Origin of the sequence: Microbacterium suaedae (genome assembly GCF_003254645.1) — a bacterium.
GTDB lineage: Bacteria > Actinomycetota > Actinomycetes > Actinomycetales > Microbacteriaceae > Microbacterium > Microbacterium suaedae.
In genome coordinates, this window is sequence record NZ_PNFD01000007.1 from 12,219 (window position 1) to 36,390 (window position 24,172).

A 24,172-nucleotide genomic window follows, 5' to 3' on the forward strand; every position below is an offset into this window, starting at 1 on the left:
TTGTAGCCGAGGAACGTATGTGCGATTCTCCACGGCGCACCAACGGGCGCCGGGTGCGTCGAATCAGTCGCCCAAGATCTCGGCGAGAGCCTGCGCGACGCCGCCTTCGTGCACCGTGCCGGTCACGCGCGACGCATGCACGAGCACCTCGTCTACAGCCTGTCCCATCACGACGGCCTCTCCCCCACCCGTTCGCGCCCAGTCGAGCATCTGGATGTCGTTGCGCCCGTCGCCGATCACGACCGCCCGATCGCGAGCGATGCCGAGCATCTCTCGCACCTGCTCGAGGGCCGTCGACTTGTCGATGCCCTCCGGCGCGATGTCGAGCCACGCCGACCAGCCAACGGCGTAGGTCACCTGGTGCAGGCCCAGACCCTCCACGAAGTCGACGAACTCGCCGCTCTCGTGCGCAGGAGAGACGACCACGACACGCGTGACCTCCCACTCCTTCATCTCCGCGATATCGACATGGCGCGCGCCCGGGCTGGAGAGGTCCCAGTCGTCCATGTAGTTGTTGAACAGGCGGGTGCCGTCACCGAGCTCGACCATGTAGTTCGCGTCGGGCAGGTGCTGCTCGAGCCGCGTGAGCACATCGGTCGGGTCGAAGGTCTCGATCGTGTGGCGGCGATACGCCGTCGGCTGCGACGCGTCGCGCTCCATGATCGTCGCGCCGTTGGCCGTGACCACGTACTCGGGGTCGATCCCGAGCCCGTCGAGCACGTGGTGTGTCGACTCCCAGCTGCGTCCTGTCGCGAGCGTGACGATGTGACCGCTGTCGGCGGCCCGGCGCACGGCTTCGGGCACACCCGGGCTGAAGCTCCCGTCCTCGAACATCACCGTGCCGTCGACGTCAAGCGCGATCAACCGACGCTCGCCGTCCGAGGCGCCCTGCGTCATCGAATGGGCTCCAGCACCTCGAGGCCACCGAGGTAGGGGCGCAGCGGTGCGGGTACGACGACCGATCCATCGGCCTGCTGATGTGTCTCGAGGAGCGCGACGATCCAGCGAGTCGTCGCGAGCGTGCCGTTGAGGGTGGCAACGGGCTGGGTTCTACCGCCCTCCTCCGGACGATGCCGAATGTCGAGGCGCCGCGCCTGATAGGTCGTGCAGTTCGAGGTGGAGGTCAGCTCGCGGTAGGCCCCCTGCGTCGGCACCCACGCCTCGGTGTCGTACTTGCGTGCGGCGCTCGATCCGAGATCGCCCGCCGCCACGTCGATCACCCGATAGGCGAGGCCGAGCGACGACAGCATCCGCTCCTCGAGCGCGAGCAGCCGCTCGTGCTCCTGCTCGGCCTGCGCGGGATCGCAGTAGACGAACATCTCGAGCTTGTTGAACTGGTGCACGCGGATGATGCCGCGGGTGTCCTTGCCGTGCGAGCCGGCCTCGCGCCGGTAGCAGGTCGACCAGCCCGCGTACTTCACGGATCCGCTCTCGGGGAAGGTGAGGATCTCGTCCTGGTGGTACCCGGCGAGCGCGACCTCGCTCGTACCCACGAGGTAGAGGTCGTCCTCCCCCAGGTGGTAGATCTCGTCGGAGTGCTCGCCGAGGAAGCCGGTTCCAGCCATGACCTCGGGACGGACGAGCGTCGGCGTGATCATCGGGGTGAAGTCGTTCTCGAGCGCCGTGGCCAGCGCGTAGTTCATGAGGGCGAGTTCAAGGCGGGCGCCGACGCCCTTCAGGAAGTAGAAGCGGGAGCCCGACACCTTCGCGCCGCGTTCCATGTCGATCGCTCCGAGCATCTCGCCGAGCTCGAGGTGGTCGCGCGGCGTGAAATCGAACGACGGGATCTCGCCGACCTCCCGCAGTGTCACGAAGTTCTCCTCGCCCCCCACCGGGACGCCGTCGAGGACGACGTTCTCGATCCGGTCGACGGCTGCGCGGTACGCCTGTTCGGCCTCGGTCGCGGCGGCCTGCGCCTCCTTGACCCGCCCCGCCAGTTCCTTCGCCTGGGCGACGAGCGCGGGCTTGTCCTCCTTCGAGGCCTTCGCGACCGTCTTCCCGAATGCGTTCTGCTCCGCACGGAGCTCCTCGAACGCTGTCAGCGCCTCGCGACGAGAGGCCTCCGCAGCGATCGCGGCGTCGACCGTGTCGGGCGAGCTGCCGCGCGCGATCTGCGACTGCTTGACGGCCTCGGGGTTTTCGCGAAGAAGAGCGGGATCGATCACGCGTCAAGTCTATGCGCGCGCCCGGGTCATAGAGTGATCGCATGGGGGATCGCCGGGACGCACCACGCAGGGCCGCCCTCGTCTTCAACCCCGTGAAGGTCCGCAGCGCGTCCGCCCTACGCGCGGACGTCGCGAATCAGTCGGCGCGCGCCGGGTACCGGGAGCCGCTGATCCTCGAGACGAGCGTCGAGGATCCGGGGCAGGGTGCGACGCGACGCGCGCTCGAGGCCGGCGCGAGCGTCGTGCTCGTCGCGGGCGGCGACGGAACCGTGCGCGCCGTCTCGGAGGCGATGCGCGGATCGGGTGTGCCGCTCGCGATCGTGCCGAGCGGGACGGGCAACCTGCTCGCCCGCAATCTTCGCCTCCCCCTCGACGCGCCGGATCCGATGGTGCGGGCTGCCTTCGACGGCGACACCATCGATGTCGACATCGGCGTCGCGACGGTCACGCGCGTCTCGGGCGAGCAGGAGGCCCACGCCTTCGTCGTCATGGCGGGAATGGGACTCGATGCCGCGATGATCGCGAACACGAATCCTCGGATGAAGAAGCAGCTCGGGTGGGTGGCGTACGTCGACGGTGCCGCGCGATCGCTCCCGGCGTCGGCGCCGTTCCGCATCGCATACCAGTTCGAGGGGCGCAGCCTGCACTCCGCGAAGGTGCACAGCGTGCTGTTCGCGAACTGCGGCGCACTTCCCGCCGGCATCGATCTTGTGCCGGGCGCGCGCATCGACGACGGGCAGCTGGATGTCGCGCTGATCCAGCCGGCAGGCCCGTTCGGATGGATCGGCGTGTGGCGCAAGCTGTGGTGGGACAACTCGGTGCTGCGTCGCTTCCGACTCGGCCGTCGCGTCGTCGAGCGCACGCGCAATCAGTCGATCCGCTACTTGACGGGTGAGCGCATCGAGGCGGCGAGCCCCTCGCCGCAGCCCGTGGAGCTCGACGGCGACGAGTTCGGCGACGCCGCGCGGATCCGCTGCGAGATCGACCGCGGAGGCCTGCGCGTCGCCGTGCCGCGCGGGCACGCGCTCACTGCAGGGCGCTCGTGAGCCGCGCGAGATTGTCGAGGGCGCGCGACCGGAGCGGCTGACGCCGCCATTCCTCGAGCGTCAGCTCGCGGCTGCGCGATCGGTAGTCGTCTTCGACCGCCCGCACCTGTTCAACGAACTCCGCGCCGCGCACGAGAAGGGACACCTCGAAGTTGAGGCCGAACGAGCGCATGTCCATGTTGCTCGACCCGATGACCGCCGTCTCGTCGTCGATCGTGAGCGACTTCGTATGGAGGATGTACGGCTCTTCGTACATCCAGATCCGCACGCCCATGCGCAGCAGATCCTCGTAGTAGCTGCGCTGCGCGTGATAGACGAGCGCTTGATCGCTCGTCTCGCTCACGAACAGGTCGACGCGCACACCGCGCGAGCAGGCGGCCGCGACCGCGCGCAGCAGCGCCTCATCGGGCACGAAGTACGGGCTCACCATGATGGCCTGATCGTGCGCCGCGTACAGCAGGCTGAGGAACAGCTGCAGATTGTTCTCGTTCTCGAAGCCGGGGCCCGACGGCACGACCTGGCAGTCGAAGTCGTCGCTTCCCGGGATCTCCTCGGAGAGATCGATGCCGTCCGGAATCTCACCCGTCTCGCTGTAGTAGTCGGTGAGGAACACGGCGTCGATCGACCGCACAACGGGGCCGTCGAGGCGCACCATGAGGTCGACCCACTGCAGGCCGCGGCGGATGTTCTTCGGGACGTTGTACGAGGGATCCGTGAGGTTCTGGGACCCGATGAAGGCCACCTCGCCGTCAATGACGACGAGCTTGCGGTGGTTGCGCAGATCGGGGCGCTGGAACTTGCGGGACAGCGGCTGGAGAGGGAGCAGGAAACGCCAATCGGCGCCCATCTGCGTGAGCCGTTCCTTGGTCTGTCGGTGGAGCGGCTTGGAGAGGTTCGCCCAGTGGTCCATGAGTACGCGGACGGCGACGCCCCGCTCGATCGCCTCCTCGAGCGCGCGGAAGAAATCGTCGGTCGCCGCGTCGGACTTCAGGATGTAGAACTCGACGTGCACATACCGCTTGGCCTGACGGATCTCGGCCGTCATCGCGTCGATGCTGTCCTGATACCCCGAGATGAGGCGCGCGCCGTTGTCACCCGACAGCGGCAGCGCGCCGAGCTCGCGGTTCATCCGGACGATCGGCTCGAACCAGGCAGGCGGGTTCGGAAGCAGCGTGCCGAGCTCGAGATGCTCGTTGGCGTCGCGAAGGAACTCGTTGACCTCCGCCTGCACCTCGCGGCGCTTCTTCGGAAGGCGCGGATTGCCGATGAGCAGGAAGAAGAGCACCCCGGGAACGGGGAGGAAGAAGATGAGCAGCAGCCAGGCCATCGCCGAAGTGGGGCGCCGCCCGGGCGGCACGAACATGATCGCCGTGAGGCGGATCACCATGTCGACGATGAAGACGAATCCCGCCCACGCCGTCGACCACGAGAACCAATCCACCGCTCCCCCTTCGCGCTCTTCCGCAAGCCTAGAGGCTCGGAGGAGTCAGCTGTCGTGGGGCGGGGTTCGTTCGGCGGCCTGAGCGCGCTTGGCCCGCTCGGCGGCCTCGATCTCGGAGTAGACGCGACGTTCGGTTCGGTCGAAGGTCAGGATGCTGCGGAGGATCCAGAAGAACAGCACCGCGATGACGATCGTCGGCGCGACGGACCATGCCGCTGCCACCCAGTACTCATCCACACGGCCATTGTACGGGGGCGCGCCTGCCGTGTGCCTGAGGGCGAGGCCCGCCTCCCGCCCGGGGGTCAACGTGTCCACAGCTTCGATCCCGCGGTCCGGCCTGTGGAGAACTGTCCCTTCGCGAACTGAGCCCGCGAGCATCGGACCATGCCCGAGAAGATCCGTGCCTCGTCCCCCGCCCACCTGCTCGCCCTCCTTCCCCACCTGCTCGGCTACACCCCGCGCGAGAGTCTGCTTCTCGTGCCCCTGTCGAAGGGCACGACGTGCGGTGTGCTCCGCATCGATCTGCCCGCCCCGGACGACGTCGAGCAGGTCGCCACGACCGCCGTCGGTCACGTCTGCAGATTGCCCGAGGCCGACGCGCTCATCGCCGCCGTCTACACGGACAGCCCTCTGCGCGACGGCGCGGGCGTCGCGTACGACGCCCTCGCGCTCGCAGTCTCGGACCGCGCCGAGGCCTGCGGCCTGCGTGTCGTCGACGAGCTGTGCGTCGGGGCCGACGGCTGGACGCCGTACCCGAGCGGCGAGTTGAGACCCCTCTCCGAGATCACCCGCGCCGACCCGTATCCCGATCGCCCGGTGGCCCGTGCACAGAACGATGGCGTGGACGTCATACGCGCTGACGCCGCCGACCGCGCACCGATCGCGCGGCATCTCCGCACGCTCGCCCAGTTGCCCCACGACGCATTCCAGCGACATGCTGGCGGCGATCGCGCGATGACGTCCGACGAAGCCCTCGACGCCGAGCTCGCCGCGTTCGACGCCGACCCGCGCGGGTTCTTCGACGGAGCCGCCGAGTCATCAGACGAAGCGTCCGCGGCACGTGCCGCGGTATGGATGTGGGCGCTGCACAGCCCCGCCCTGCGAGACGTCGTGTTCACGCAGTGGACGGGCGGCGCCGAGGAGGCGAGCCGCGCCTGCGCATGGCAGCGGCGCTGGCGGGCCGGCGAAGCGGATGAACCCGACTTCCCCGTCCGGCTCGCGGGCGAAGGATCCCGACCGGACTCCGAGCGACTGCGCGCGGCACGCACGTTCGTCCGCGCGCTCGCCTCACGAGCTCCCGACACCCACCTCGGCGTCTGCTTGGCAGTGTGCGGCTGGCTGTCGTGGGCGGTCGGAAACGCGACGCACGCGGCCGAGTACGCCGCGCGCGCCATCGACGTCGATCCGAGTTGCACGCTCGCGCGCCTCATCGCGGCTCTGACCGACGAAGGGCTGCTGCCCGGCTGGGCCTACGACCCTCAGGGCACGACCGAATCGCCCGCACGAGAACACTCGTCCGGTGCGGCGGCGTGGTGAGTCGCCGCCGCGCGCGATCACTTCACCAGCGGGAAGAGGATCGTCTCTCGGATGCCGAGACCGGTGAGCGTCATGAGCAGCCGGTCGATGCCCATACCCATGCCTCCCGACGGCGGCATGCCGTGCTCGAGGGCCCGCAGGAAGTCCTCGTCGATGCGCATCGCCTCGTCGTCGCCGCGATCGGCCAGCTTCGCCTGCTCGACGAAGCGCTCGCGCTGCACGACGGGGTCGACGAGCTCGGAGTACCCCGTGCCCTGTTCGTAGCCATTGATGTACAGGTCCCACTTCTCGACGACACCGGGGATCGAGCGGTGCTCACGCGTGAGCGGGCTCGTATCGACAGGGAAGTCCATGACGAAGGTGGGCGCGGTGAGGTGGGTCTTGACGAAGTGCTCCCAGAGCTCCTCGACGAGCTTGCCGTGGGTCGCGTGCTCGGGCACCTCGACGCCGCTCTTCTCTGCGAGCGCGATGAGCTCGTCCAGCGAGGTCTCCGGCGTGATCTCGACCCCGCACGCCTCAGAGAGCGACGGATACATCGAGATGCGCGCCCAGTCGCCCCCGAGATCGTGCTCGGATCCGTCGGCCCAGGTGACCGTCGTGGATCCGTGCACCGCGATCGCCGCCTCCTGGATCAGCTTCTGCGTGAGATCGGCGATGCCGTTGTAGTCGCTGTATGCCTGATAGGCCTCGAGCATCGCGAACTCGGGGCTGTGCGTCGAATCGGCGCCCTCGTTGCGGAAGTTCCGGTTGATCTCGAACACGCGGTCGATTCCGCCGACGACGGCCCGCTTGAGATACAGCTCGGGGGCGATGCGCATGAACAGCTCGGTGTCGAACGCGTTCGAGTGCGTGACGAACGGGCGTGCCGTCGCCCCGCCCGGCTGAACCTGCAGCATGGGCGTCTCGACCTCGAGGAAGTCCTCGTCCTCGAACGTCTCGCGCAGGCTCTTCATGACGCGCGCACGAGCGCGGACCGTCTCGCGCGCCTGATCCCGGACGATGAGATCGAGGTACCGCTGGCGGACCCGCGACTCCTCGCTGAGCTCCGTGTGGAGATTCGGCAGCGGAAGCACGGCCTTCGCGGCGATCTGCCACTCCTCGACCATGATCGACAGCTCGCCGCGGCGGCTCGAGATGACCTCACCCGAGATGAACACGTGGTCACCGAGGTCGACCAGCTCCTTCCAGCGGGCGAGCTGCTCGTCGCCCACCTTCGCGAGCGAGACCATCGCCTGAATGCGCGAGCCGTCGCCCGCCTGCAGCGACGCGAAGCAGAGCTTCCCGGTGTTGCGGCTGAACACGATCCGCCCCGCGACGCCCGCCGTGACACCCGTCTCGACACCGGCCTCGAGATCGCCGTACTCCGCGCGCACAGCCGGGATCGTCGTCGTGACGGGGACAGTCACGGGATACGCTCCACCCGCCGGTGTCTCGCGCTCGTCAATGAGCCGCTCACGCTTCGACAGACGCACAGCCTTCTGCTCGAAGACCTCGTCTTCTTCGCTGGCGGCGTTCTCGGCGGGCGTCTCAGTCATGCGTGTGGTCCTCGGATGTCGGGTGACGGGGGCGCCGCCAAGTCTAATGAGCGCCACAGATCCGTCGCTCACCCCGCATTCAGCGGGGCGCGCGGCGAACCGCCTACACGTCGAGCTCGGGCGGGATGTCCGGGATCGCGGGCGTCGCCTCGGCGAGGGCCTCGTCGACCGTCGAACGCACGAGCGACGACAGGAAACCGCCCGGGTTCTCCACGCCGATGCCGCGCAGCAATCCCGTCGACTGCTGCACGATCTGGCGCGAGAAACCGGTGGCCGTCTCGATCGCCTCCGCGTATGCAGCTCGACCGGACTCGTCGATGACGACCGGCTCGCATCCCATCTCGACCGCGAGTGCCTGGGCGATAGGAAGGACAGGACTCGGCGCGGTGACGGCGGCGTAGGTCGCCGCGAGCTGGCGCAGATCCATCGAGGTGCCCGTGAAGGACATGGCCGGGTGCACGGCCAAGGGAATCGCTCCCTTCTCGGCTGCTGGGCGGAGTACATCGATGCCATGCGCGGCGTCGACGTGCAGGACGAGCTGTCCCATCTGCCAGTGCCCGGCCTCGGCCAGCCCTCGGACGACATCGGCGACGACATCCCTCGGCACCGCGACGATCACGAGCTCGCTGCGTCGCAGCACCTCGGGCGCCTCTAGCACGGGCACCCCGGGCAGCACAGCCGCGGCGCGTTCGTCGTCCGCCCCGCTCGTGATCCCCAGGATCTGGTGCCCGGCACCGGCGAGCGCGGCACCGAGCACCGGCCCCACGCGCCCCGCGCCGACGATTCCGACGCCGAGGCGCCCCTCCCGACGCATCAGGCCTCGGCCCAGCGATGCGAGTGGTCGGATGCGGCGGCGGCGACCGCGCCGCGTCCCACGAGGTCGGCGATACGCTGCGCATCATCGCGATCGAACGCCGAGACGCCGCCCGAGACCGGTCCGGGGACCGTGTGCGTGCGAAACGCCGCAAGCCCCTGTCGGCGCGCGATCGGCCCCTGCCGAACCGATACTCCCTGCAGGCGCGCGAGGGGGAAGATCCCGAGACGTCGTACGAGGCGGCCCCGGCGCATCAGCAGTGCGTAAGACGTCACCCGCACGCCGAGGCGACGGCGCTGCAGCGGATGCCAGATCATGCCTCGCGCCGGGATCGTTGTAAAGGGATCCTGCTCCTGCGGGCCGAGGATCCCGTGCTCCCACGTGAACACGGCGTCGTGCGCCGGCGTGTCGGGCAGCAGCAGCCCCACGACCCGCTCGACATCGGCTCGCGTGCCGACCGGGAGCACGACCGCGGCGCTCTGCGCCTGACTGCTGCTCTGCTGCGAGGCCGAGGCACCGCCCATGCGGTTGATCCGCACGCTCCACCATCCGAACGGGCGCCACAGCAGGTTCTGCGAGATCTCCACGGCGTGCACGCGCCCCGGCGGGATCGTGCGCGTGACCGTCGTGAGCAGGCCGCTCGAGACGCGCACGCCGTCGGGCGTCGGAGCGATCGAGTAGCGGAATCCCTTCTGCAGGGCGCTCCACACGACCGCGATGGTCGCGAAGACCATGGGGATACCGGATCCGAGACCGGCCCCGAGCAGGATGAACCCCTTCTCGGGCCCGTCTTCGAGCATCACGATCGGTCCGATGACGAACGCGCTCGCGATCGCGAGGAAGAACAGGAGCCAGAGCGCCGCCATGATCGCCTGGGATCCGATGAGGCGTGCGATCGGGATCCGCACGACCGTCTCGGGCACGATGTCCTGCTGGTCGGCGCCCTCGATGAGGTCCGAGACGCCGCCGCTGACGGTGCCGACGATCCGCTCCCGCCGCGTGCCCGGCTCAGCCTCGGCGCCGCGGGCCTCGGCCTTCGCCTGGCGTGCACCCGAGGCAAGACGCAGGATGTCGCGTCGAACCTGCTCGGCGCGCGTGGTCGCGAGGAACTCGAGAGCGACGTCCGCGCCCGTGCCGGCCCCTTCGAGCGTCAGCTTACCCATCCCGATGAGGCGCGCCGGGAACGGCCGCGTGAGGTTCACGCCCTGTACGCGGTCGAGCGGCGCCCGCCGATGCGATCGGAAGATGATGCCCTTGCGCACCTCGACGTTCTCGTCCGTGATCCGGAACTGATGGAAACGCCACACCAGCCAGTAGCCCGCGACGAACAGCGCCACGACCACGAGGAGGACCGCGCCGACGAGCAGGATCATGTTGTTCGCGACCGTCCAGTCGACGGCCCAGGTGAGGGGGTCGCCGCCCATGCTCTGGTCTTCGTCGACCGCCTCGTCGGGAGCGAACAGGCGGATCGCCAGGAAGATGAGCCGGTCGCGCATATTGGCGATGACGATGCCGAGCACGATGACGATGACGAGACCGCCCTTGAAGAGCGGCGTCAGGGGGTGCAGCCGATGCCACTCGCCGTCGGCGAGGTTCGAGGATCCACCCGAGGGAAGGGCCGGTGCCGGCACGCTCGCGCCGTCGGGGGGAGGGACCGCGCTCACAGACCCGTCCTGCGCGTCTCGGCGACCTCGATGAGCGTGTCTCGCAGCGCGTCGGCGGCTCCCTGCGCCAGGCCGGGGATCTCCACACCGGTCGACGCCGCCGCCGTCACCATCTTGAGCTTCGCAACGCCGAAGATCCGGTCCAGCGGCCCGTGGGTGATGTCGACGAGCTGCATGCGCCCGTACGGCACCGCGACCATCCGCTGCCACAGGATCCCCTTGCGGAAGACGATGTCATCGCCCCGAAGCATGTACCCGAGCGCCTTCGCCTGGCGCGGGAGGATGATGACGCTGATCAGCTGGAAGAACAGGATCACCCCGGCTGCGGCGTACACCCACGGCTGATCCGTGAACTGGTGCACGACGATCGCGGCGACGACGACCACGACGATGCCGAAGGCCTCCTGAAGGAGCTGCGAGACGACGTACTTCGGCGAGATCTGGTGCCACACACCGTCGAGAGCGAGCCCTTCGCGGCGCGGCTCGCGGACGCGGGTGTAGGTGCCGTCGTCGAGAACGTCGGGCGCCGCGATCGGCTCGCGGCGCGCCGGGAAGTCTGGCGGCGCGGGGGCCTCCGTCGGAAGGGCAGGAGACGCCGGTGCGTCCGCCGGAGGGGCGGGAGGCGCCGGAGGAACCGGAGGCACGACCGGTGGCTCAGAACTCGGGTTCTGCTCCGGGTTCGGCGGTGTCTGGCTCTCGCTCATCGGGGTCCTTTGGCAGCGTGCACAGGTGTTCGGCGACAAGCGCCAGGACCACGAGAACGGCTCCCGCGACCACGGTGGCGATCTGCGCCGCCATCGAGCCTAACCCCGGGACCACCGGCCGCGTCAGAAGGAAGACGAGCAGTCCCCCGGCGAAGCCACCGACCACGGCGCCCAACATGCTCGAGGACTTCGCCAGCACGGCGACGCGGACGGCACGGAATGGGTCGACGCGCGGCGCTCGCGGATCCTTCACAGACCGGTGGACGGGCCACGCGAACGCCAAGCAGCAGACCCCCAGCGCCACGAGGAGAATCGGCAACATAAGCGCCGGAGAGAAGGTCGCACGCCCGGCACCCGTGAGAGCAAGGTCGAGAACGAAACCCACCGCGGCGCCGAGGATCGCCCAGACGACGAGCGTGATCGCAGACGTGCGCTTCACGGTGTCTCCTCCCCCTGCAGAGCCGCCAGAAGATCGGCGACACGCCCCCGTCCGGGAAGTCGCGCCTCCGGATCCACCTGCGCCCACGGCCTGAGCACGAAGTCCCGCTCGTGCGCGCGGGGGTGCGGCAGCAGCAGTCGCGGATCGTCGCTGACGACATCGCCGTAGGCGATGAGGTCGAGGTCGAGAGTGCGATCGCCCCAGCGCTCGCGCCGGACGCGGCCATGCCGCTCCTCGATGTCGTGAAGCGCACGAAGCAGCAGCGAGGGTGCGAGACGAGTACGTACGAGCGCAACCGCGTTGAGGTACGCGGGCTTGGTGGGATCCGGCCCGTCGAGCGTCACGGCCACCGATGAGGTCGGATCCGAGCAGACGACGCTCGCCGTGAGCGGGAGCGCCCGCAGCTCTGCTGTCGCATCGGCGAACGTCCCGGCCGTGTCGCCGAGATTCGCGCCGAGCGCGACGACTGCTGCGGCAGGCGCGGCGGACATCGGCGCGTCGCGAATCGGCTCGGCCAGGCGGCGGCTCATGCGTGCTCCGCCCCGGCGCGCTCGCGTCTGATCGTGACGGCGACATCGGCGAAGGCGGCCGGTATCGGCGCGTGGGGCTTGTGCACCGTCACCTCCGTCGCGGCGATGCGCGCGTCCGCGAGGACGGCGTCGGCAATGCGCTGGGCCAGCGTCTCGATGAGGTTCACGGGATCGCCCCCGACGATCGCGGCGACGCGCTCGGCGAGCTCGCCATAGTGCACCGTGTCGGCCACGTCATCGGTCGCGGCAGCGGGCGCCGTGTCGAGTTCGAGGACGACGTCGATCCGGAACTCCTGTCCGTCGCGGCGCTCGTGCTCGAAGACCCCGTGGCGGCCGAAGACCGCAAGGCCCGTCAGGCGAATCACATCACGTGCCGTCATAGGAAGCGCCTCCTCGTGCGAACCGTCGAGAGCAGTCTCCCACCTCACGCGTCCCAGGAGTCGAGAACGGCGAGCGCGTCTCGCGTCGATGCCACGTCGTGCACGCGCACGCCCCACGCGCCCGCGCGCTGCGCGAGGACGCTCGTCACCGCGGTCGCGAGATCGCGCCGTTCGCGCGAGGCATCCTCGCCAACCGCATCGGAGAGGAACCCCTTGCGCGATGTGCCGACCAGCACGCGGAAGCCCTCGTCGACGACGGCGTCGAGCTCGTGCAGCATCCGCCAGTTCTGTTCGGCGGTCTTCGCGAAGCCGATGCCGGGATCCAGGATGATGCGGGCCTCGTCGACGCCCGCGGCGAGCGCCGCGTCGACTCTGCCGCGCAGTTCACCGACGACCTCTCTCGCGATGTCCTCGTACGAAGCCGCCGCGTACATATCGGCGGAAGGTCCGCGCCAGTGGCCGAGCACGAGCTCCGCCTCCGAGTCGGCGACGACGCGCAGGATGTCCGAATCGGCGAGCCCGCCCGCGACATCGTTCACGTACCGGGCCCCCGCATCGAGCGCCCGGGCCGCGACCTCGGCGCGATACGTGTCGATGCTCACCACATAGCCTTCGTCGGCCAGGCGCGCGACGACCGGCAGAGTGCGGCGCAGCTCTTCCTCGGCGCCGACCGGCTGCGAGCCAGGCCGCGTCGACTCTCCGCCGATGTCGAGGATCCCTGCCCCCTGCGAAGCGAGTAGCCGGCCGTGTGCAACGGCGGTCTCCGCATCTGTGTGCTCACCGCCGTCGCTGAAAGAATCGGGCGTCACGTTGACGACGCCCATGATCTCGATCACTCGCGCCCCTGGATCGAAGGCCCGGAATCGGTCGCGGCGTTCTGCACCCCGATGATCACGTAGGCGGCCATCTCTGCGCGCGCGGCCTGCGAGGCGAGTTCTCCGCGCGCCGCGACCGTGACGGTCGAGCTGTCGGCGCGCTTCTCACCGCGCGTGCGCATGCAGCCGTGCTCGGCGTCGAGCATGACGAACACGCCCTTCGCGCCGAGGCCGTGCGCGATCGCATCGGCGACCTGCTCTCCCAGGCGCTCCTGCACCTGCGGCCGGGACGAGGCGATGTCGAGCACGCGCGCCAGGGATCCGAGACCGACGACGTCCTCCCCCGGCAGGTACGCGATGTGGGCACGCCCCTCGAACGGCAGAAGATGGTGCTCGCACATCGAGCGGAAGCGGATGTCACGCACGAGGACGGCGCCCGTCGGGGCAGTCTCCGGCGCTGGCCCCTGCGCGACGTCGATCGTGCGCGCGAGCGGCGCGGCCGGATCCTCGCCGACTCCCGCATACAGCTCCGCCGTCGCCTCCGCGACGCGGCGCGGCGTCTCACGCAGCCCGGGACGGTCGGGATCCTCGCCGATCGCGACGAGGAGCTCGCGGGTCAGAGCGGCCACCCGCTCAGTGTCGACGGCCATGCGCCCTCCTGTGGCTACGCGGTCGCGGGGTGGGCAGAGCCACCGGTTTCGGGGGAGCCCTTCGCCGGCGCCTCGGATCCCTCGGCGGACGTCGACGCGGCGAGCCCCGTCTCGGACTGAGCCGCGGGGTGCGGGACGTCGATCGGCGGAACGGCCGATACCGGGCGCTCGCTGCTCGAGAGCCACTGCGGGCGCTCCGGGAGCTTCCTCACATCGCGGAAGATCTCGGCGATCTGCTTGTGATCGAGCGTCTCCTTCTCGAGCAATTCACGCGCCAGTCGGTCGAGCACATCGCGGTTCGCGTTGAGCACCTCGTAGGCCTCGTCGTGGGCCTGCTCGATGAGCTCGCGCACGCCGCCGTCGATCCGCTCGGCCATCGTGTCGGAGTAGTCGCGGCCGTGCCCCATGTCTCGGCCCATGAACACCTCGCCGGAGGAGCCGGCCAGCTTCACGGGGCCGACATCACTTGTCATCCCGTACTCGGTGACCATCTTGCGGGCGATGCTCGTCGCCTTCTCGATGTCGTTCGCGGCGCCCGTCGTCGGGTCGTGGAACACGATCTCCTCGGCGACGCGCCCGCCCATCGCGTACGTGAGCTGATCCTGCAGCTCGTTGCGCGTGACCGAGTACTTGTCCTCCACGGGGAGCACCATCGTGTACCCCAGGGCCTTGCCGCGCGGGAGGATCGTGATCTTCGTCACGGGATCCGAGTAGTTCATCGCCGCCGCCGCGAGAGCGTGTCCGCCCTCGTGATACGCCGTGATGAGCTTCTCCTTGTCCTTCATGACGCGCGTGCGCCGCTGCGGGCCCGCGATGACGCGGTCGATCGCCTCATCGAGCGCGCGATCGTCGATCAGCTGCGCGTCCGAGCGCGCCGTGAGCAGCGCCGCCTCGTTCAGCACATTCGCCAGATCGGCGCCCGAGAAGCCCGGCGTCTTGCGGGCGACATCCTCGAGATCGACGTGCTCGGCGAGCGGCTTGCCGCGCCCGTGCACCTGCAGGATCTGCAGGCGTCCCTTGAGATCGGGAGCGTCGACGCCGATCTGCCGGTCGAAGCGTCCCGGGCGCAGAAGCGCCGGGTCGAGGATGTCCGGGCGGTTCGTCGCCGCGATCACGATGACGTTCGCCTTGGGGTCGAACCCGTCCATCTCGACGAGCATCTGGTTGAGCGTCTGCTCGCGCTCGTCGTGACCGCCGCCCATGCCGGCGCCGCGGTGGCGACCGACGGCATCGATCTCGTCGATGAAGATGATCGCCGGCGAGTTCTCCTTGGCCTGGTTGAACAGGTCGCGCACGCGGCTCGCGCCGACGCCGACAAACATCTCGACGAAGTCGGATCCCGAGATCGGGTAGAACGGCACGCCCGCTTCTCCCGCGACGGCGCGCGCGATGAGCGTCTTGCCCGTGCCGGGAGGGCCGTACAGCATGACGCCCTTGGGGATCCGCGCGCCAAGCGCCTGGAACTTCGACGGATCCTCGAGGAACGCCTTGATCTCGTGGAGCTCCTCGACCGCTTCATCGGCGCCCGCGACATCGGCGAACGTCACGTCGGGGTGTTCCTTCGTGACGTTCTTCGCCTTCGACTTGCCGAACTGGGCCATCTTGCCGCCGCCCTGCGCGTTCGAGAGCAGGAACCAGAACAGCAGCCCGAGCAGCAGGATCGGGATCATGATCGACATCAGGCTGCCGAGGAACGAGGCCTGCGGCACCTCGTCGTCGTATCCGTCCTCGGGCGCGGCCGACGCGACCGCGTCCACCACAGCGTCAGCGCGAGCGCTCACGTAGTAGAACTGGACGTTCGTCGCGCCCTCGTAGTCGTCTGACAGCGTCAGGTCGACGCGCTGATCGCCGTCGGTGATGAGCACCGAGCTGACGCTGTCGCCTTCGAGCAGCTCGAAGCCTTCCTGCGTCGTGATCTGCTTCGGACCGCTGAAGCTCGTGAACAGCGAGAATCCCGCGATCAGCACGGCCGCGATCAGCACGACGTACAGGACCGGGTGGCGGAAGATCTTCTTGACGTTCATGGTGCGGGGGTGTCCCGACTCCTCCTGACGATCGACGCGCGGGCAGAGCCCTGGCGCAGTTCGTTTCAGGCTACCGGCCGGTGTCTATGCCCGCTCTGTGATTCGCCGACGGCGGAATGCGGGCTGTGCGCCTACGAGTACACGTGGGGCGCGAGGACGGCCACGTCGCGGAGGCCGCGGTAGCGCTCTGCGTAGTCGAGGCCGTAGCCGATGACGAAGTCATTGGGGATGTCGAAGCCGACGTACTTCGCGTCGATCTCGACCTTCATCGCGTCGGGCTTGCGGAACGCGGTGAGCACCTCGATCGAGGCGGCGCCGCGGGTCGCGAAGTGCTCGAGCAGCCAGTGCAGGGTGAGGCCGGAGTCGATGATGTCCTCGACGACGAGGACGTGCTTTCCCTCGAGCGGGGTGTCGAGGTCCTTACGGATCTGCACGACGCCGCTCGACTTCGTCGAGGATCCGTAGCTCGAGACGGCCATCCAGTCCATGGGGGCGTCGATCGTGAGGTGCCGGGCAACATCGGCCATGACCATGATGGCGCCCTTGAGAACGCCGACGAGGAGGATGTCCTTGCCCGCATAGTCGGCGTCGACGCGAGCCGCGAGCTCGGCGAGCTTCTCTTGGATCTGCTCGTCGGTGACGAGGACGCGGTCGAGGTCGTTCGAGATGTCTGCGGCGCGCATATCGCCCAGCCTATTGCGCGCGCGGTGTCAGCGCGCCGTGAACACGATCCGCCCGCCCGTGCGAGAGGCCCGGCAGGACGGGAGGTCGATCGGCCCCTGCCCGTGCCACTCCGTGGCGAGACGGGCGACCTCCAGCGTCTGCACGCGGGTCAGGGACGACCCGAACTCGCTCTGCACGACGTGGCGGATGACGCGGTGCCGCAGCGCCGCCGGATTCGATTGCAGGGCCGCGACGGAGACCGCGATCCCGGCCTCAGCGTGCTCGACGATGTCCTCGATGATCTCGTCGATCATCGCGGCGAAGGCGTCGTTGTCCTCGCGCAGCTGCTCGGCCGTGCGCGCGAGCGCGTCGGCGATGCCCGGGCCGATCTCGGTTTCGAGCGTGGGCAGCACGCGCTCGCGGACGCGCACCCGGGCGAAGCGCTCGTCGGCGTTGTGGGGATCCGCCCACGCGTCGATCCCCGATGCGACGCAGAACGCGCGCGTCTCCGCGCGGCGGATGCCGAGGAGGGGGCGGATCCAGGCGAGCCCACGGTCGTCGAGAAGGCGCGGCGACATGCCCTGCAGGCTGGCGGCTCCCGCGCCACGCGCGAGACCGAGGAGGACCGTCTCGGCCTGGTCGTCGAGAGTGTGGCCGAGGAGGATCGCGACGGCCCCCGCATCGGCGGCCGCCGACCGGAGCGCCGCGTGGCGGGCATCCCGCGCGGCAGCCTCGGGGCCGCCCTCGCCGTCGACGGTGACCCGCGCGATGCGGGCGTCGGAGGCCCCGAGCTCGGACGCCTGCTGCGCCGCGCGCGCGGCGACCTCGTCGGATCCGCTCTGCAGCCCGTGGTCCACCGTCACCGTGCGCACCTCGAGGCCGAGGCGCGGCCCTTCGAACGCGGCGGCCGCCGCCAGCGCGAGCGAATCGGGACCCCCGGAGAGCGCGACGAGCACGGTCGCACCCGAGGACTCGAACGGGGCGAGGCTCTCGCGAACGGCACGGCGGACGGCGGCGATGACGGGATCGAGCACGTCTCCACCGTAGTCGCGGCGCGGCCACGGTCCCTCAGAGGCCGCCTCAGCAGATTAGGGTTGTCGGCGAACCTCATCGGATTTTCAAGGAGCGAAACAGGTATGGGCGCGTACGACGCAGTCATCGAGATCCCGCGGGGCAGCCGCGTGAAGTACGAGGTCGACCACGGCACGGGCCGCGTGTTCCTCGACCGCGTGCTCTACACGACGTTCGGCTACCCGACGGACTACGGATTCTTCGAGAACACGCTCGGCGAGGACGGCGACCCGCTCGACGTGCTCGTCGTCATGGACCACTCGGTGTTCCCCGGCGTCGGCGCGAGCGTTCGCCCCGTGGGCGTGCTGAAGATGAGCGACGAGGCCGGCGGCGACGACAAGGTCATCGCGGTGCTCGCGAAGGACCCGCGCTGGGAGCACATCCAGGACGTCGGCGACCTCCAGGAGTACACCCGCAAGGAGATCGCGCACTTCTTCGAGCACTACAAGGACCTCGAGCCCAACAAGTGGGTCAAGGTCGACGAGTGGGCGAACGCGGCCGAGGCCGAGCGCCTCGTCAAGGAGGCGCAGGAGCGCTTCGAGGCGGAGGAAGGCAAGACCAAGACGCAGGGCGAGGGCGAGTTCCCCGATTCCCGCGACTGACGACGGCTGTCGCGAATGAGGCTCCCGGATCCGCTCGGATCCGGGAGCCTCATTTCATTTTCGGCTGCGCGTCAGACCCAGATGCCCTTGCCCGCCATGAAGTCGATCGGGTTGACCGTCGGGCCACCCACGTACACCTCGAAGTGCAGGTGGCAGCCGAACGAGTTGCCGGTGTTGCCTTCGTAGGCGATGAGCTGGCCAGCCTGCACGTACTGGCCGTAGCCGACGGCGATGCCGCCATCGACGATGTGCGCGTAGCCCGTGCCGATGCCGCCGCCGTGGTTGATGCGGATGTAGTTGCCGTAGCCGCCGTTCCTTCCGGCGTATTCAACCGTCCCAGAGGAGGCGGCGTAGATCCCGGCACCGCATCCGGCCGCGAGATCGACCCCCGCGTGGAACGAGCTCGAGCAGTACGACGCGCCGCACTGCTGGGTGCGCCACCCGTACCCGGAGGTGCGGCCGCCACCCGACGGACGCACCCAACCGCTCGATGGCGTGGAGGGCTGCGAGGGCGCGGGTTGCGGTGAGGCTGGCGTTCCGCCGCCGCCGTCATTCTGTCCGCCCTGGTCGCGCTGCTGCTCCTCCTCGCGCTTACGTCGCTCTTCTTCTTCGCGACGGAGACGCTCCGCTTCCTTGCGGCGCCTCTCCTCTGCCAGGCGCCGCTGCTCCGCTTCCCACGCCTTCCGCTTCTCTTCGCCCTCTCGGTACTCGCTGACCGTCTTGTCGGTGCTGTCCTTGAGAGCGGCGAGCTGCTGCTCGAGCGTGCTGAGGTGATCCTGCTGGTCGACGAGAGTCTGCTCGGCGACGGCCTGCGCCTCCTGCGCCGCGACCATCTTCTCCTCGGCGACTTTCTGAAGGCGGTCGCGCTCCTTACGGGCCTCTTCCGCCTGGTCGGTGAGGTGCCGCGCCGAATCACGAGCCGCGACTGCGTCGGCGTAGACCGACTCGTTGCGCTCGGCGAGCTTGTCGAGCTGCCCCAGCTTCGACAGCAGTTCGTCGGCATCGTCGGCCGACTCGGCGAACAGAAGTTCGTAGGGGGTGCTTTCGCCACCCGTGCGCGAGAGCTGGGAGGCGACCTTCGCGGCCGCCGCGGCGGCGGCCGTGGCCTTCTCTGCCTGCTCATCGGCCTGCGACTGCAGCTCGTCGGCGCGGTAGGCGGCCTCGAAGTACTCTTGCTGCGCTTCGTAGTACTCATCGGCCGCGCTCTCGGCCGCTTTCTGCGCGGCCGCAACGGCGGCCTTCAGCTCGGAGATGTGCGCTTCGATGCGCGAGATCTCCGAGGCCTTCGCCGACTCGCTGGCCTTCGCCCGCTCGACGTCGCCCCACGAGGGGTAGTTGTCCGGGTCGTACGTGATCGCGGAGGCGGAGGAGGATCCGCCGATCGCCCCGAAGACGCCGAGTGCAACGACACCGACCGCACCCGCCGCGAACGCACCGCGCCGCGTGATGGATGCCTGGAACCCGCGACGCTCCTCAGCCGTGGGCGCGCAGTCGCACGGATCCTGCGCGGCCTGTTCGCGCGCGAAGGCCTGGGGGAGCTTTTTCACACGTGTCACAGTAACAACACCTGCCACAAACTCAACAGACCAATCTCCTCAGATCCCCTCACACACGCGCAAACGCGCCCATCATGCCCGGCCGACACGCCCGAGGGGCGAAGGGCGCGCCACGATTTTGCGAATCGGGATCGGCCGTGCGTAAGATTGAACAGTTGGCACGTGAGCCCCCGGGTTCGCCCCACGGCCCCATCGTTTAGCGGCCTAGGACGCCGGCCTTTCACGCCGGTAGCACGGGTTCGAATCCCGTTGGGGTCACGCAAGCTGATACAATTGAAAATCGTGCGTCAAGCACAATGGCCCTGTAGCGCAGTTGGTTAGCGTGCCGCCCTGTCACGGCGGAGGTCGCGGGTTCAAGTCCCGTCAGGGTCGCTCTGAGCGATGGGCCTTCTTTCGAGAAGGCTCTTCGTGTAGGACGCGGCGAGTTCACTGGCCGCGAGGCTCTGTAGCTCAGTTGGTAGAGCGTTCGACTGAAAATCGAAAGGTCACCGGATCGACGCCGGTCGGAGCCACTAGAACCCCCGCGTAGCTTCTACATCGCGGGGGTTCTTTCGTTCCCGGGGGCGCGTACGCCCGCCGCGGGTGCCGAACGGTCACTCTCGGCGCGAGAAACGACCACCCGACACCCGCCGGGACCTACCGGAGGATCGCGACGCCAGACGCCATCCCGCGACAGGCTCCCTCGCATCGAAGACGCCGACCGGCTGAGCCACGTGCGGTATGTCCGACCTCACGCGTCCAGGAGCGGGCTCGCCCTCCCTCCCGAGTGCCTCCGCGCCCCTCAAAGCCCCGCCAACGGCGCGAAGGCACTCAGCCGGCGGAGACGTGGCGCTCGTCGGGGCCGTTGTAGGCCGAGAGGGGGCGGATCAGCGCGTTTGACGCCTGCTGCTCCATGATGTGCGCCGTCCACCCGGTCACGCGGGCGGCGATGAACAGGGGCGTGAACATCTCGGTGTCGAAGCCCATCAGGTTGTATGCCGGGCCGGACGGGTAGTCGAGGTTCGGGTAGATCCCCTTGCGCGAGACGAACTCGCTCTCGAGCGCGTCGTAGAGTGCCGCGACATCGGGTCGGTCGAAATGGTCCACGAGCGTGTCGAGAGCCGCCTTCATCGTCGGCACGCGCGAGTCGCCGTTCTTGTACACGCGGTGACCGAACCCCATGACCTTCCGCTTCGCGGAGAGCGCCTCGTCGAGCCACGTCACAACGTTCTCGGCGTCGCCGATCTCGTCGAACACGTGCATGACGGCCTCGTTCGCGCCGCCGTGCAGCGGCCCCTTCAGCGCTCCGATCGCCCCGACGACCGCCGAATAGAGGTCGGACGTCGTCGAGGCGATGACCCGCGCCGTGAACGTCGAAGCGTTGAACGAGTGCTCGGCATAGAGGATCATCGACCGGTTGAAGGCGTCGACGACAACCGCATCCGGATCCTCGCCGAACGTCATCCACAGGAAGTTGCGCGAGTAGTCGAGGTCGTCGCGCGGCGGGATCGGTTCAAGACCACGACGGCGGCGCTGAACCGCCGCCACGATCGTCGGCAACTGTGCGAAGAGGTAGACGGCACGGCCGAAGTCGAGTTCGCGATCCGTCCATCCGCCGGGGCGGTGCAGCGTGTCGTCGAAGGTGCCGAGCTGGCTCACCACCGTGCGCACGATGTCCATGGGGTGTGCCTCACCGGGAATCGTCTCGAGCAGAGCGACCGTCCGGTCGTCGAGAGGACGCAGCGAGCGCTCCAGCTTCACAAACTCGGCGAGCTCGTCCTCGGTCGGGAGCTCGCCACGCCACAGCAGGTGCGCGACGGCCTCGAACGGCTGGGTCGCCGCGAGCTCCTGCACGGGATAGCCGCGGTAGAGCAGGCTGTTCGTGTCGGGGTTCACCTTGCTGATCGCGGTCTCATCGACGACGACGCCGGCGAGGCCCTTCCTGATGTCATCCGTCATTCTGATGCTCCCTTGCCCAGAGGTGGTCACTTCTCGATCGTGAAGTCGAAGACACCCGCGTCGAAACGGCTGTATCCCTCGTAGTCGATGAGGTCGTAGAGCTCGGCGCGGTGCTGCATGGATCCCAGCTGCGAGACGAGGTTTCCCTCCGTCTCAAGCGTGTCGAGAGCGCGCTCGGCGGCTCCCATCGCCATCCGCAGCAGCGAGACCGGCCAGATCACCATGCGGATCCCCGCCTCGCGCAGCTGGCCGGTCGTGAACAGCTCGCTCTTGCCGAACTCGGTCATGTTGGCCAGCACCGGCACGTCGACGGCGTCCGTCACGGCGCGGAACTCGTCGAGATCGCGCATCGCCTCCGGGAAGATCGCGTCGGCTCCGGCTTCGACGAGCTTCCGGATCCGGTCGATCGCCGCGTCGAGTCCGGCGACGGCGCGGATGTCGGTGCGGGCCATGATGAGGAAATTCTCGTCGCGGCGCGCATCGACCGCGGCGCGGATCCGCCCGAGGGCCGTGGGCTCATCCACGACCTCCTTGCCGTCGAGATGACCGCACCGCTTCGGGTTGACCTGGTCTTCGATGTGGCACCCCGCAAGGCCCGCGTCTTCGAGGATCTGGATCGTGCGGGCGACGTTCATCGGCTCGCCGAAGCCCGTGTCGGCGTCGACGATCGCCGGCAGCTCCGTCACGCGGGCGATCTGCGCGGCGCGGGCAGCGACCTCGGTGAGGGTCGTGAGGCCGATATCGGGCAGTCCCAGATCGGCGGAGAGCACGGCGCCCGAGATGTAGACGCCGTCGAAGCCCTTGCGCTCGATCAGCCGCGCCGAGAGGGGATTGAACGCACCGGGAAACCGCAGCAGCTCCCCCGACGTCAACCTCTCGCGAAGCAGCCGCCGCTTCTCATGCGGCGGAGTCTGTGCGTGCAGCATCAGTTCACTCCCTCCCCCGATACACAACGACGCCAATTCTGGGCTCGGCCGACGCCCGAGGCCCGGCTTTCCGCGGGCCCGCGGCGGAGTCCGCAAAAAATTGGCGTCGTTGTGCAGTGGGTGGTGCCCATCAGAACAGCCCTCGCGGGCTCGGGGCGGCGTCGAGAACGCCCGGGTTCGCGACGATCGACAGTTCGGCGACCTCGGCGGCGCTCAGCTCGGGCAGGCGCTCGGCGAGGCCGAGGAAGCGCTCGATCTCGTCGGGGCTCAGCACGTCCGCCGCGAGCAGGCGGAACTTCTCGACGTAGTTCGCGCGAGCGAAGGGGCGTGCGCCGAGGGGATGCGCGTCCGCGACCGCGATCTCGGCGGTGACGGTGGATCCATCGGTCAGAGTGATCTCGACGCGTCCGCCGAAGGCCTTCTCGTCGGGATCCTCCGAGTGGTACCGGCGCGTCCACTCCTCGTCGAGCGCCGTGGTGACCTTGCGCCACAGCGCGACCGTGTCGGGGCGCGCGGCCCGCTCGGGTGCGTACGAGTCGACGTGGTGCCACCCGCCGTCCTGCAGTGCGACGGTGAAGATATACGGGATCGAGTGGTCGAGCGTCTCGCGCGATGCGTCGGGCGAGTACTTCTGCGGATCGTTCGACCCGGATCCGATGACGACGTGCGTGTGATGCGATGTGTGCAGCACGACGGATTCGACGTTCGCGGGATCCCGCAGCTCGGGCCGCTCGGTGCCGAGCCGGCGGGCGAGGTCGATCCACGCCTGCGCCTGGTACTCGGCCGAGTGCTCCTTCGTGTACGAATCGAGGATCGCCCGCTTCGCCTCCCCCGGCGCCGGAAGCGGCACCTCGTACCGCCCGTCCGGCCCGTCGAGCAGCCAGGCGATCACGCCATCCTCGCCCTCGTAGATCGGCGCCGGCGACGTCTGACCGCGCATCGCCCGGTCGACGGCCTCGATTGCCATCTTCCCGGCGAACGCCGGTGCGTGTGCCTTCCACGTCGAGATCTCGCCCTTGCGCGACTGCCGGGTTGCGGTCGTCGTGTGCAGCCCCTGCGACACGGCCTGGAAGATCGTCTCGGCGTCGAGCCCGAGCATCGTTCCGATGCCCGCAGCGGCGCTCGGCCCGAGGTGCGCGACGTGATCGATCTTGTGCTTGTGCAGGCTGATGGCGCGCACGAGATCCATCTGGATCTCGTACCCCGTCGCGATGCCCCGCACGAGAGCCGCTCCGTCGGATCCGACGTGCTGGGCGACCGCGAGGATCGGCGGGATGTTGTCGCCGGGATGCGAGTACTCCGCCGCGAGGAAGGTGTCGTGGTAGTCGAGCTCGCGCACGGCGACGCCGTTGGCCCACGCCGCCCATTCGGGGCTCGTCCTGGTGCCGAGCACGCAGCCGAACACCGTGGATCCGTCGCCGCCGCGCGAGACGAAGTGGTCCAGCGCCTGCGCGCGGGCGGCCGAGACGGGCCCGCGGGTGAGGGACGCTGCCGCGACGGCCGCGTTGTCGATCACGCGGTTGATCACCATGTCGGCGACCTCGTCATCGACGGCGACGGGATCTACCGCGACCTGCGCGATCTTCCAGGCCAGCTGCTCCTCGCGGGGCAGGCTCTCATCGCTGCGGTAGGTGCGAACGGGATGCGAGACGGTCATCGGGGATCCTTCCACG

Annotated in this window: 23 protein-coding genes and 3 tRNA genes; 6 read left to right on the forward strand and 20 right to left on the reverse strand. The window is 69.0% G+C overall.

The window, feature by feature from the left end:
• Positions 1-63: 63 nt before the first annotated feature.
• Together C0012_RS15030 and serS are read right to left on the reverse strand one after the other, a co-directional pair.
• Positions 64-897, reverse strand: coding sequence for an HAD family hydrolase (locus C0012_RS15030; protein ID WP_110590563.1), 834 nt, complete (start codon positions 895-897; stop codon positions 64-66).
• Positions 894-2,165: a serine--tRNA ligase gene (gene serS / locus C0012_RS15035; protein WP_110590562.1), complete on the reverse strand. Its 1,272-nt coding sequence runs from the start codon at positions 2,163-2,165 to the stop codon at positions 894-896. The genes C0012_RS15030 and serS overlap by 4 nt, the downstream gene beginning before the upstream one ends.
• 41 nt (positions 2,166-2,206) lie before the next feature.
• Between serS and C0012_RS15040 the strand changes: the two genes are divergently transcribed.
• The gene (locus C0012_RS15040) at positions 2,207-3,211 is read left to right on the forward strand and encodes a diacylglycerol/lipid kinase family protein (RefSeq protein WP_110590561.1); all 1,005 of its coding nucleotides are present in this window, start codon (positions 2,207-2,209) and stop codon (positions 3,209-3,211) included.
• Here C0012_RS15040 and cls read toward each other — a convergent pair.
• Together cls and C0012_RS15050 are read right to left on the reverse strand one after the other, a co-directional pair.
• Positions 3,192-4,598 (reverse strand): cardiolipin synthase, encoded by a 1,407-nt coding sequence (gene cls, locus C0012_RS15045; RefSeq protein ID WP_232527970.1) that lies wholly within the window; start codon positions 4,596-4,598, stop codon positions 3,192-3,194. The genes C0012_RS15040 and cls overlap by 20 nt on opposite strands.
• 99 nt (positions 4,599-4,697) lie before the next feature.
• Complete coding sequence (locus C0012_RS15050; protein WP_110590559.1) at positions 4,698-4,889, reverse strand: hypothetical protein; 192 nt, start codon at positions 4,887-4,889, stop codon at positions 4,698-4,700.
• Between the two features lie 147 nt (positions 4,890-5,036).
• On the opposite strand from C0012_RS15050, the gene C0012_RS15055 reads away from it, so the two are divergent.
• Entirely contained in the window at positions 5,037-6,188 is a 1,152-nt protein-coding gene (locus C0012_RS15055) for a DUF4192 family protein (protein ID WP_110590558.1), read from the forward strand.
• 17 nt (positions 6,189-6,205) lie between these two features.
• Here C0012_RS15055 and lysS read toward each other — a convergent pair whose 3' ends face one another.
• The 12 genes from lysS to tilS form a co-directional block, all read right to left on the reverse strand.
• Positions 6,206-7,723: a lysine--tRNA ligase gene (gene lysS, locus C0012_RS15060; protein WP_110590557.1), complete on the reverse strand. Its 1,518-nt coding sequence runs from the start codon at positions 7,721-7,723 to the stop codon at positions 6,206-6,208.
• A gap of 103 nt (positions 7,724-7,826) precedes the next feature.
• Complete coding sequence (locus C0012_RS15065) at positions 7,827-8,537, reverse strand: Rossmann-like and DUF2520 domain-containing protein (RefSeq protein ID WP_110590556.1); 711 nt, start codon at positions 8,535-8,537, stop codon at positions 7,827-7,829.
• Positions 8,537-10,201, reverse strand: a complete 1,665-nt coding sequence (locus tag C0012_RS15070; RefSeq protein WP_232527968.1) for a PH domain-containing protein — start codon at positions 10,199-10,201, stop codon at positions 8,537-8,539. The genes C0012_RS15065 and C0012_RS15070 overlap by 1 nt, the downstream gene beginning before the upstream one ends.
• Positions 10,198-10,905, reverse strand: a complete 708-nt coding sequence (locus C0012_RS15075; RefSeq protein WP_110590555.1) for a PH domain-containing protein — start codon at positions 10,903-10,905, stop codon at positions 10,198-10,200. The genes C0012_RS15070 and C0012_RS15075 overlap by 4 nt, the downstream gene beginning before the upstream one ends.
• A complete protein-coding gene (locus tag C0012_RS15080) occupies positions 10,856-11,344 on the reverse strand; it encodes a DUF3180 domain-containing protein (RefSeq protein ID WP_110590554.1) in 489 nt (162 codons plus the stop codon). The genes C0012_RS15075 and C0012_RS15080 overlap by 50 nt, the downstream gene beginning before the upstream one ends.
• A complete protein-coding gene (gene folK, locus C0012_RS15085) occupies positions 11,341-11,874 on the reverse strand; it encodes a 2-amino-4-hydroxy-6-hydroxymethyldihydropteridine diphosphokinase (RefSeq protein WP_110590553.1) in 534 nt (177 codons plus the stop codon). Before folK ends, C0012_RS15080 begins: the two co-directional genes overlap by 4 nt.
• The gene (gene folB / locus C0012_RS15090; RefSeq protein WP_110590552.1) at positions 11,871-12,254 is read right to left on the reverse strand and encodes a dihydroneopterin aldolase; all 384 of its coding nucleotides are present in this window, start codon (positions 12,252-12,254) and stop codon (positions 11,871-11,873) included. Before folB ends, folK begins: the two co-directional genes overlap by 4 nt.
• 44 nt (positions 12,255-12,298) lie before the next feature.
• Complete coding sequence (folP, locus tag C0012_RS15095; RefSeq protein ID WP_110590551.1) at positions 12,299-13,090, reverse strand: dihydropteroate synthase; 792 nt, start codon at positions 13,088-13,090, stop codon at positions 12,299-12,301.
• A complete protein-coding gene (gene folE, locus C0012_RS15100; RefSeq protein WP_110590550.1) occupies positions 13,087-13,719 on the reverse strand; it encodes a GTP cyclohydrolase I in 633 nt (210 codons plus the stop codon). Before folE ends, folP begins: the two co-directional genes overlap by 4 nt.
• Before the next feature lie 14 nt (positions 13,720-13,733).
• On the reverse strand, positions 13,734-15,743 hold the full coding sequence (gene ftsH, locus C0012_RS15105) for an ATP-dependent zinc metalloprotease FtsH (protein ID WP_110590549.1): 2,010 nt from the start codon (positions 15,741-15,743) through the stop codon (positions 13,734-13,736).
• Positions 15,744-15,874: 131 nt separating this feature from the next.
• Positions 15,875-16,426 carry a hypoxanthine phosphoribosyltransferase gene (gene hpt, locus C0012_RS15110; protein ID WP_110590548.1) on the reverse strand — a complete coding sequence of 184 codons (552 nt, stop codon included), beginning with the start codon at positions 16,424-16,426 and terminating at the stop codon, positions 15,875-15,877.
• A gap of 27 nt (positions 16,427-16,453) precedes the next feature.
• A complete protein-coding gene (tilS, locus tag C0012_RS15115) occupies positions 16,454-17,440 on the reverse strand; it encodes a tRNA lysidine(34) synthetase TilS (protein ID WP_110590547.1) in 987 nt (328 codons plus the stop codon).
• Between the two features lie 102 nt (positions 17,441-17,542).
• On the opposite strand from tilS, the gene C0012_RS15120 reads away from it, so the two are divergent.
• A complete protein-coding gene (locus tag C0012_RS15120) occupies positions 17,543-18,079 on the forward strand; it encodes an inorganic diphosphatase (protein ID WP_110590546.1) in 537 nt (178 codons plus the stop codon).
• A gap of 71 nt (positions 18,080-18,150) precedes the next feature.
• On the opposite strand, the gene C0012_RS15125 is transcribed toward C0012_RS15120, so the two are convergent.
• A complete protein-coding gene (locus C0012_RS15125) occupies positions 18,151-19,626 on the reverse strand; it encodes a M23 family metallopeptidase (RefSeq protein ID WP_110590576.1) in 1,476 nt (491 codons plus the stop codon).
• Positions 19,627-19,820: 194 nt separating this feature from the next.
• On the opposite strand from C0012_RS15125, the gene C0012_RS15130 reads away from it, so the two are divergent.
• The 3 genes from C0012_RS15130 (at position 19,821) to C0012_RS15140 (ending at position 20,147) form a co-directional block, all read left to right on the forward strand.
• A tRNA-Glu gene (locus C0012_RS15130) sits at positions 19,821-19,893 on the forward strand.
• A 40-nt stretch (positions 19,894-19,933) separates the two neighbouring features.
• Positions 19,934-20,007: transfer RNA gene (locus C0012_RS15135), tRNA-Asp, on the forward strand.
• 67 nt (positions 20,008-20,074) lie between these two features.
• Positions 20,075-20,147, forward strand: a tRNA-Phe gene (locus tag C0012_RS15140).
• Between the two features lie 298 nt (positions 20,148-20,445).
• Here the strand turns inward: C0012_RS15140 and C0012_RS15145 are convergent.
• From C0012_RS15145 to C0012_RS15155, 3 genes are all read right to left on the reverse strand, one after another.
• Positions 20,446-21,573, reverse strand: a complete 1,128-nt coding sequence (locus tag C0012_RS15145; RefSeq protein ID WP_110590545.1) for a bifunctional 2-methylcitrate synthase/citrate synthase — start codon at positions 21,571-21,573, stop codon at positions 20,446-20,448.
• Between the two features lie 26 nt (positions 21,574-21,599).
• A complete protein-coding gene (prpB, locus tag C0012_RS15150; RefSeq protein ID WP_110590544.1) occupies positions 21,600-22,499 on the reverse strand; it encodes a methylisocitrate lyase in 900 nt (299 codons plus the stop codon).
• A gap of 130 nt (positions 22,500-22,629) precedes the next feature.
• A complete protein-coding gene (locus tag C0012_RS15155) occupies positions 22,630-24,156 on the reverse strand; it encodes an MmgE/PrpD family protein (RefSeq protein ID WP_110590543.1) in 1,527 nt (508 codons plus the stop codon).
• Positions 24,157-24,172 lie beyond the last annotated feature (16 nt).

What these genes read in the sequence shown, in the direction of transcription:
- C0012_RS15030 (WP_110590563.1), bottom strand. Translation starts at nt 897, where the DNA reads ATGACGCAGGGCGCCTCGGACGGCGAGCGTCGGTTGATCGCGCTTGAC.
- C0012_RS15040 (WP_110590561.1), top strand. Translation starts at nt 2,207, where the DNA reads ATGGGGGATCGCCGGGACGCACCACGCAGGGCCGCCCTCGTCTTCAAC.
- cls (WP_232527970.1), bottom strand. Translation starts at nt 4,598, where the DNA reads ATGGTGATCCGCCTCACGGCGATCATGTTCGTGCCGCCCGGGCGGCGC.
- C0012_RS15055 (WP_110590558.1), top strand. Translation starts at nt 5,037, where the DNA reads ATGCCCGAGAAGATCCGTGCCTCGTCCCCCGCCCACCTGCTCGCCCTC.
- lysS (WP_110590557.1), bottom strand. Translation starts at nt 7,723, where the DNA reads ATGACTGAGACGCCCGCCGAGAACGCCGCCAGCGAAGAAGACGAGGTC.
- C0012_RS15065 (WP_110590556.1), bottom strand. Translation starts at nt 8,537, where the DNA reads ATGCGTCGGGAGGGGCGCCTCGGCGTCGGAATCGTCGGCGCGGGGCGC.
- C0012_RS15075 (WP_110590555.1), bottom strand. Translation starts at nt 10,905, where the DNA reads ATGAGCGAGAGCCAGACACCGCCGAACCCGGAGCAGAACCCGAGTTCT.
- folK (WP_110590553.1), bottom strand. Translation starts at nt 11,874, where the DNA reads ATGAGCCGCCGCCTGGCCGAGCCGATTCGCGACGCGCCGATGTCCGCC.
- folB (WP_110590552.1), bottom strand. Translation starts at nt 12,254, where the DNA reads ATGACGGCACGTGATGTGATTCGCCTGACGGGCCTTGCGGTCTTCGGC.
- folE (WP_110590550.1), bottom strand. Translation starts at nt 13,719, where the DNA reads ATGGCCGTCGACACTGAGCGGGTGGCCGCTCTGACCCGCGAGCTCCTC.
- ftsH (WP_110590549.1), bottom strand. Translation starts at nt 15,743, where the DNA reads ATGAACGTCAAGAAGATCTTCCGCCACCCGGTCCTGTACGTCGTGCTG.
- hpt (WP_110590548.1), bottom strand. Translation starts at nt 16,426, where the DNA reads ATGCGCGCCGCAGACATCTCGAACGACCTCGACCGCGTCCTCGTCACC.
- C0012_RS15120 (WP_110590546.1), top strand. Translation starts at nt 17,543, where the DNA reads ATGGGCGCGTACGACGCAGTCATCGAGATCCCGCGGGGCAGCCGCGTG.
- C0012_RS15145 (WP_110590545.1), bottom strand. Translation starts at nt 21,573, where the DNA reads ATGACGGATGACATCAGGAAGGGCCTCGCCGGCGTCGTCGTCGATGAG.
- prpB (WP_110590544.1), bottom strand. Translation starts at nt 22,499, where the DNA reads ATGCTGCACGCACAGACTCCGCCGCATGAGAAGCGGCGGCTGCTTCGC.
- C0012_RS15155 (WP_110590543.1), bottom strand. Translation starts at nt 24,156, where the DNA reads ATGACCGTCTCGCATCCCGTTCGCACCTACCGCAGCGATGAGAGCCTG.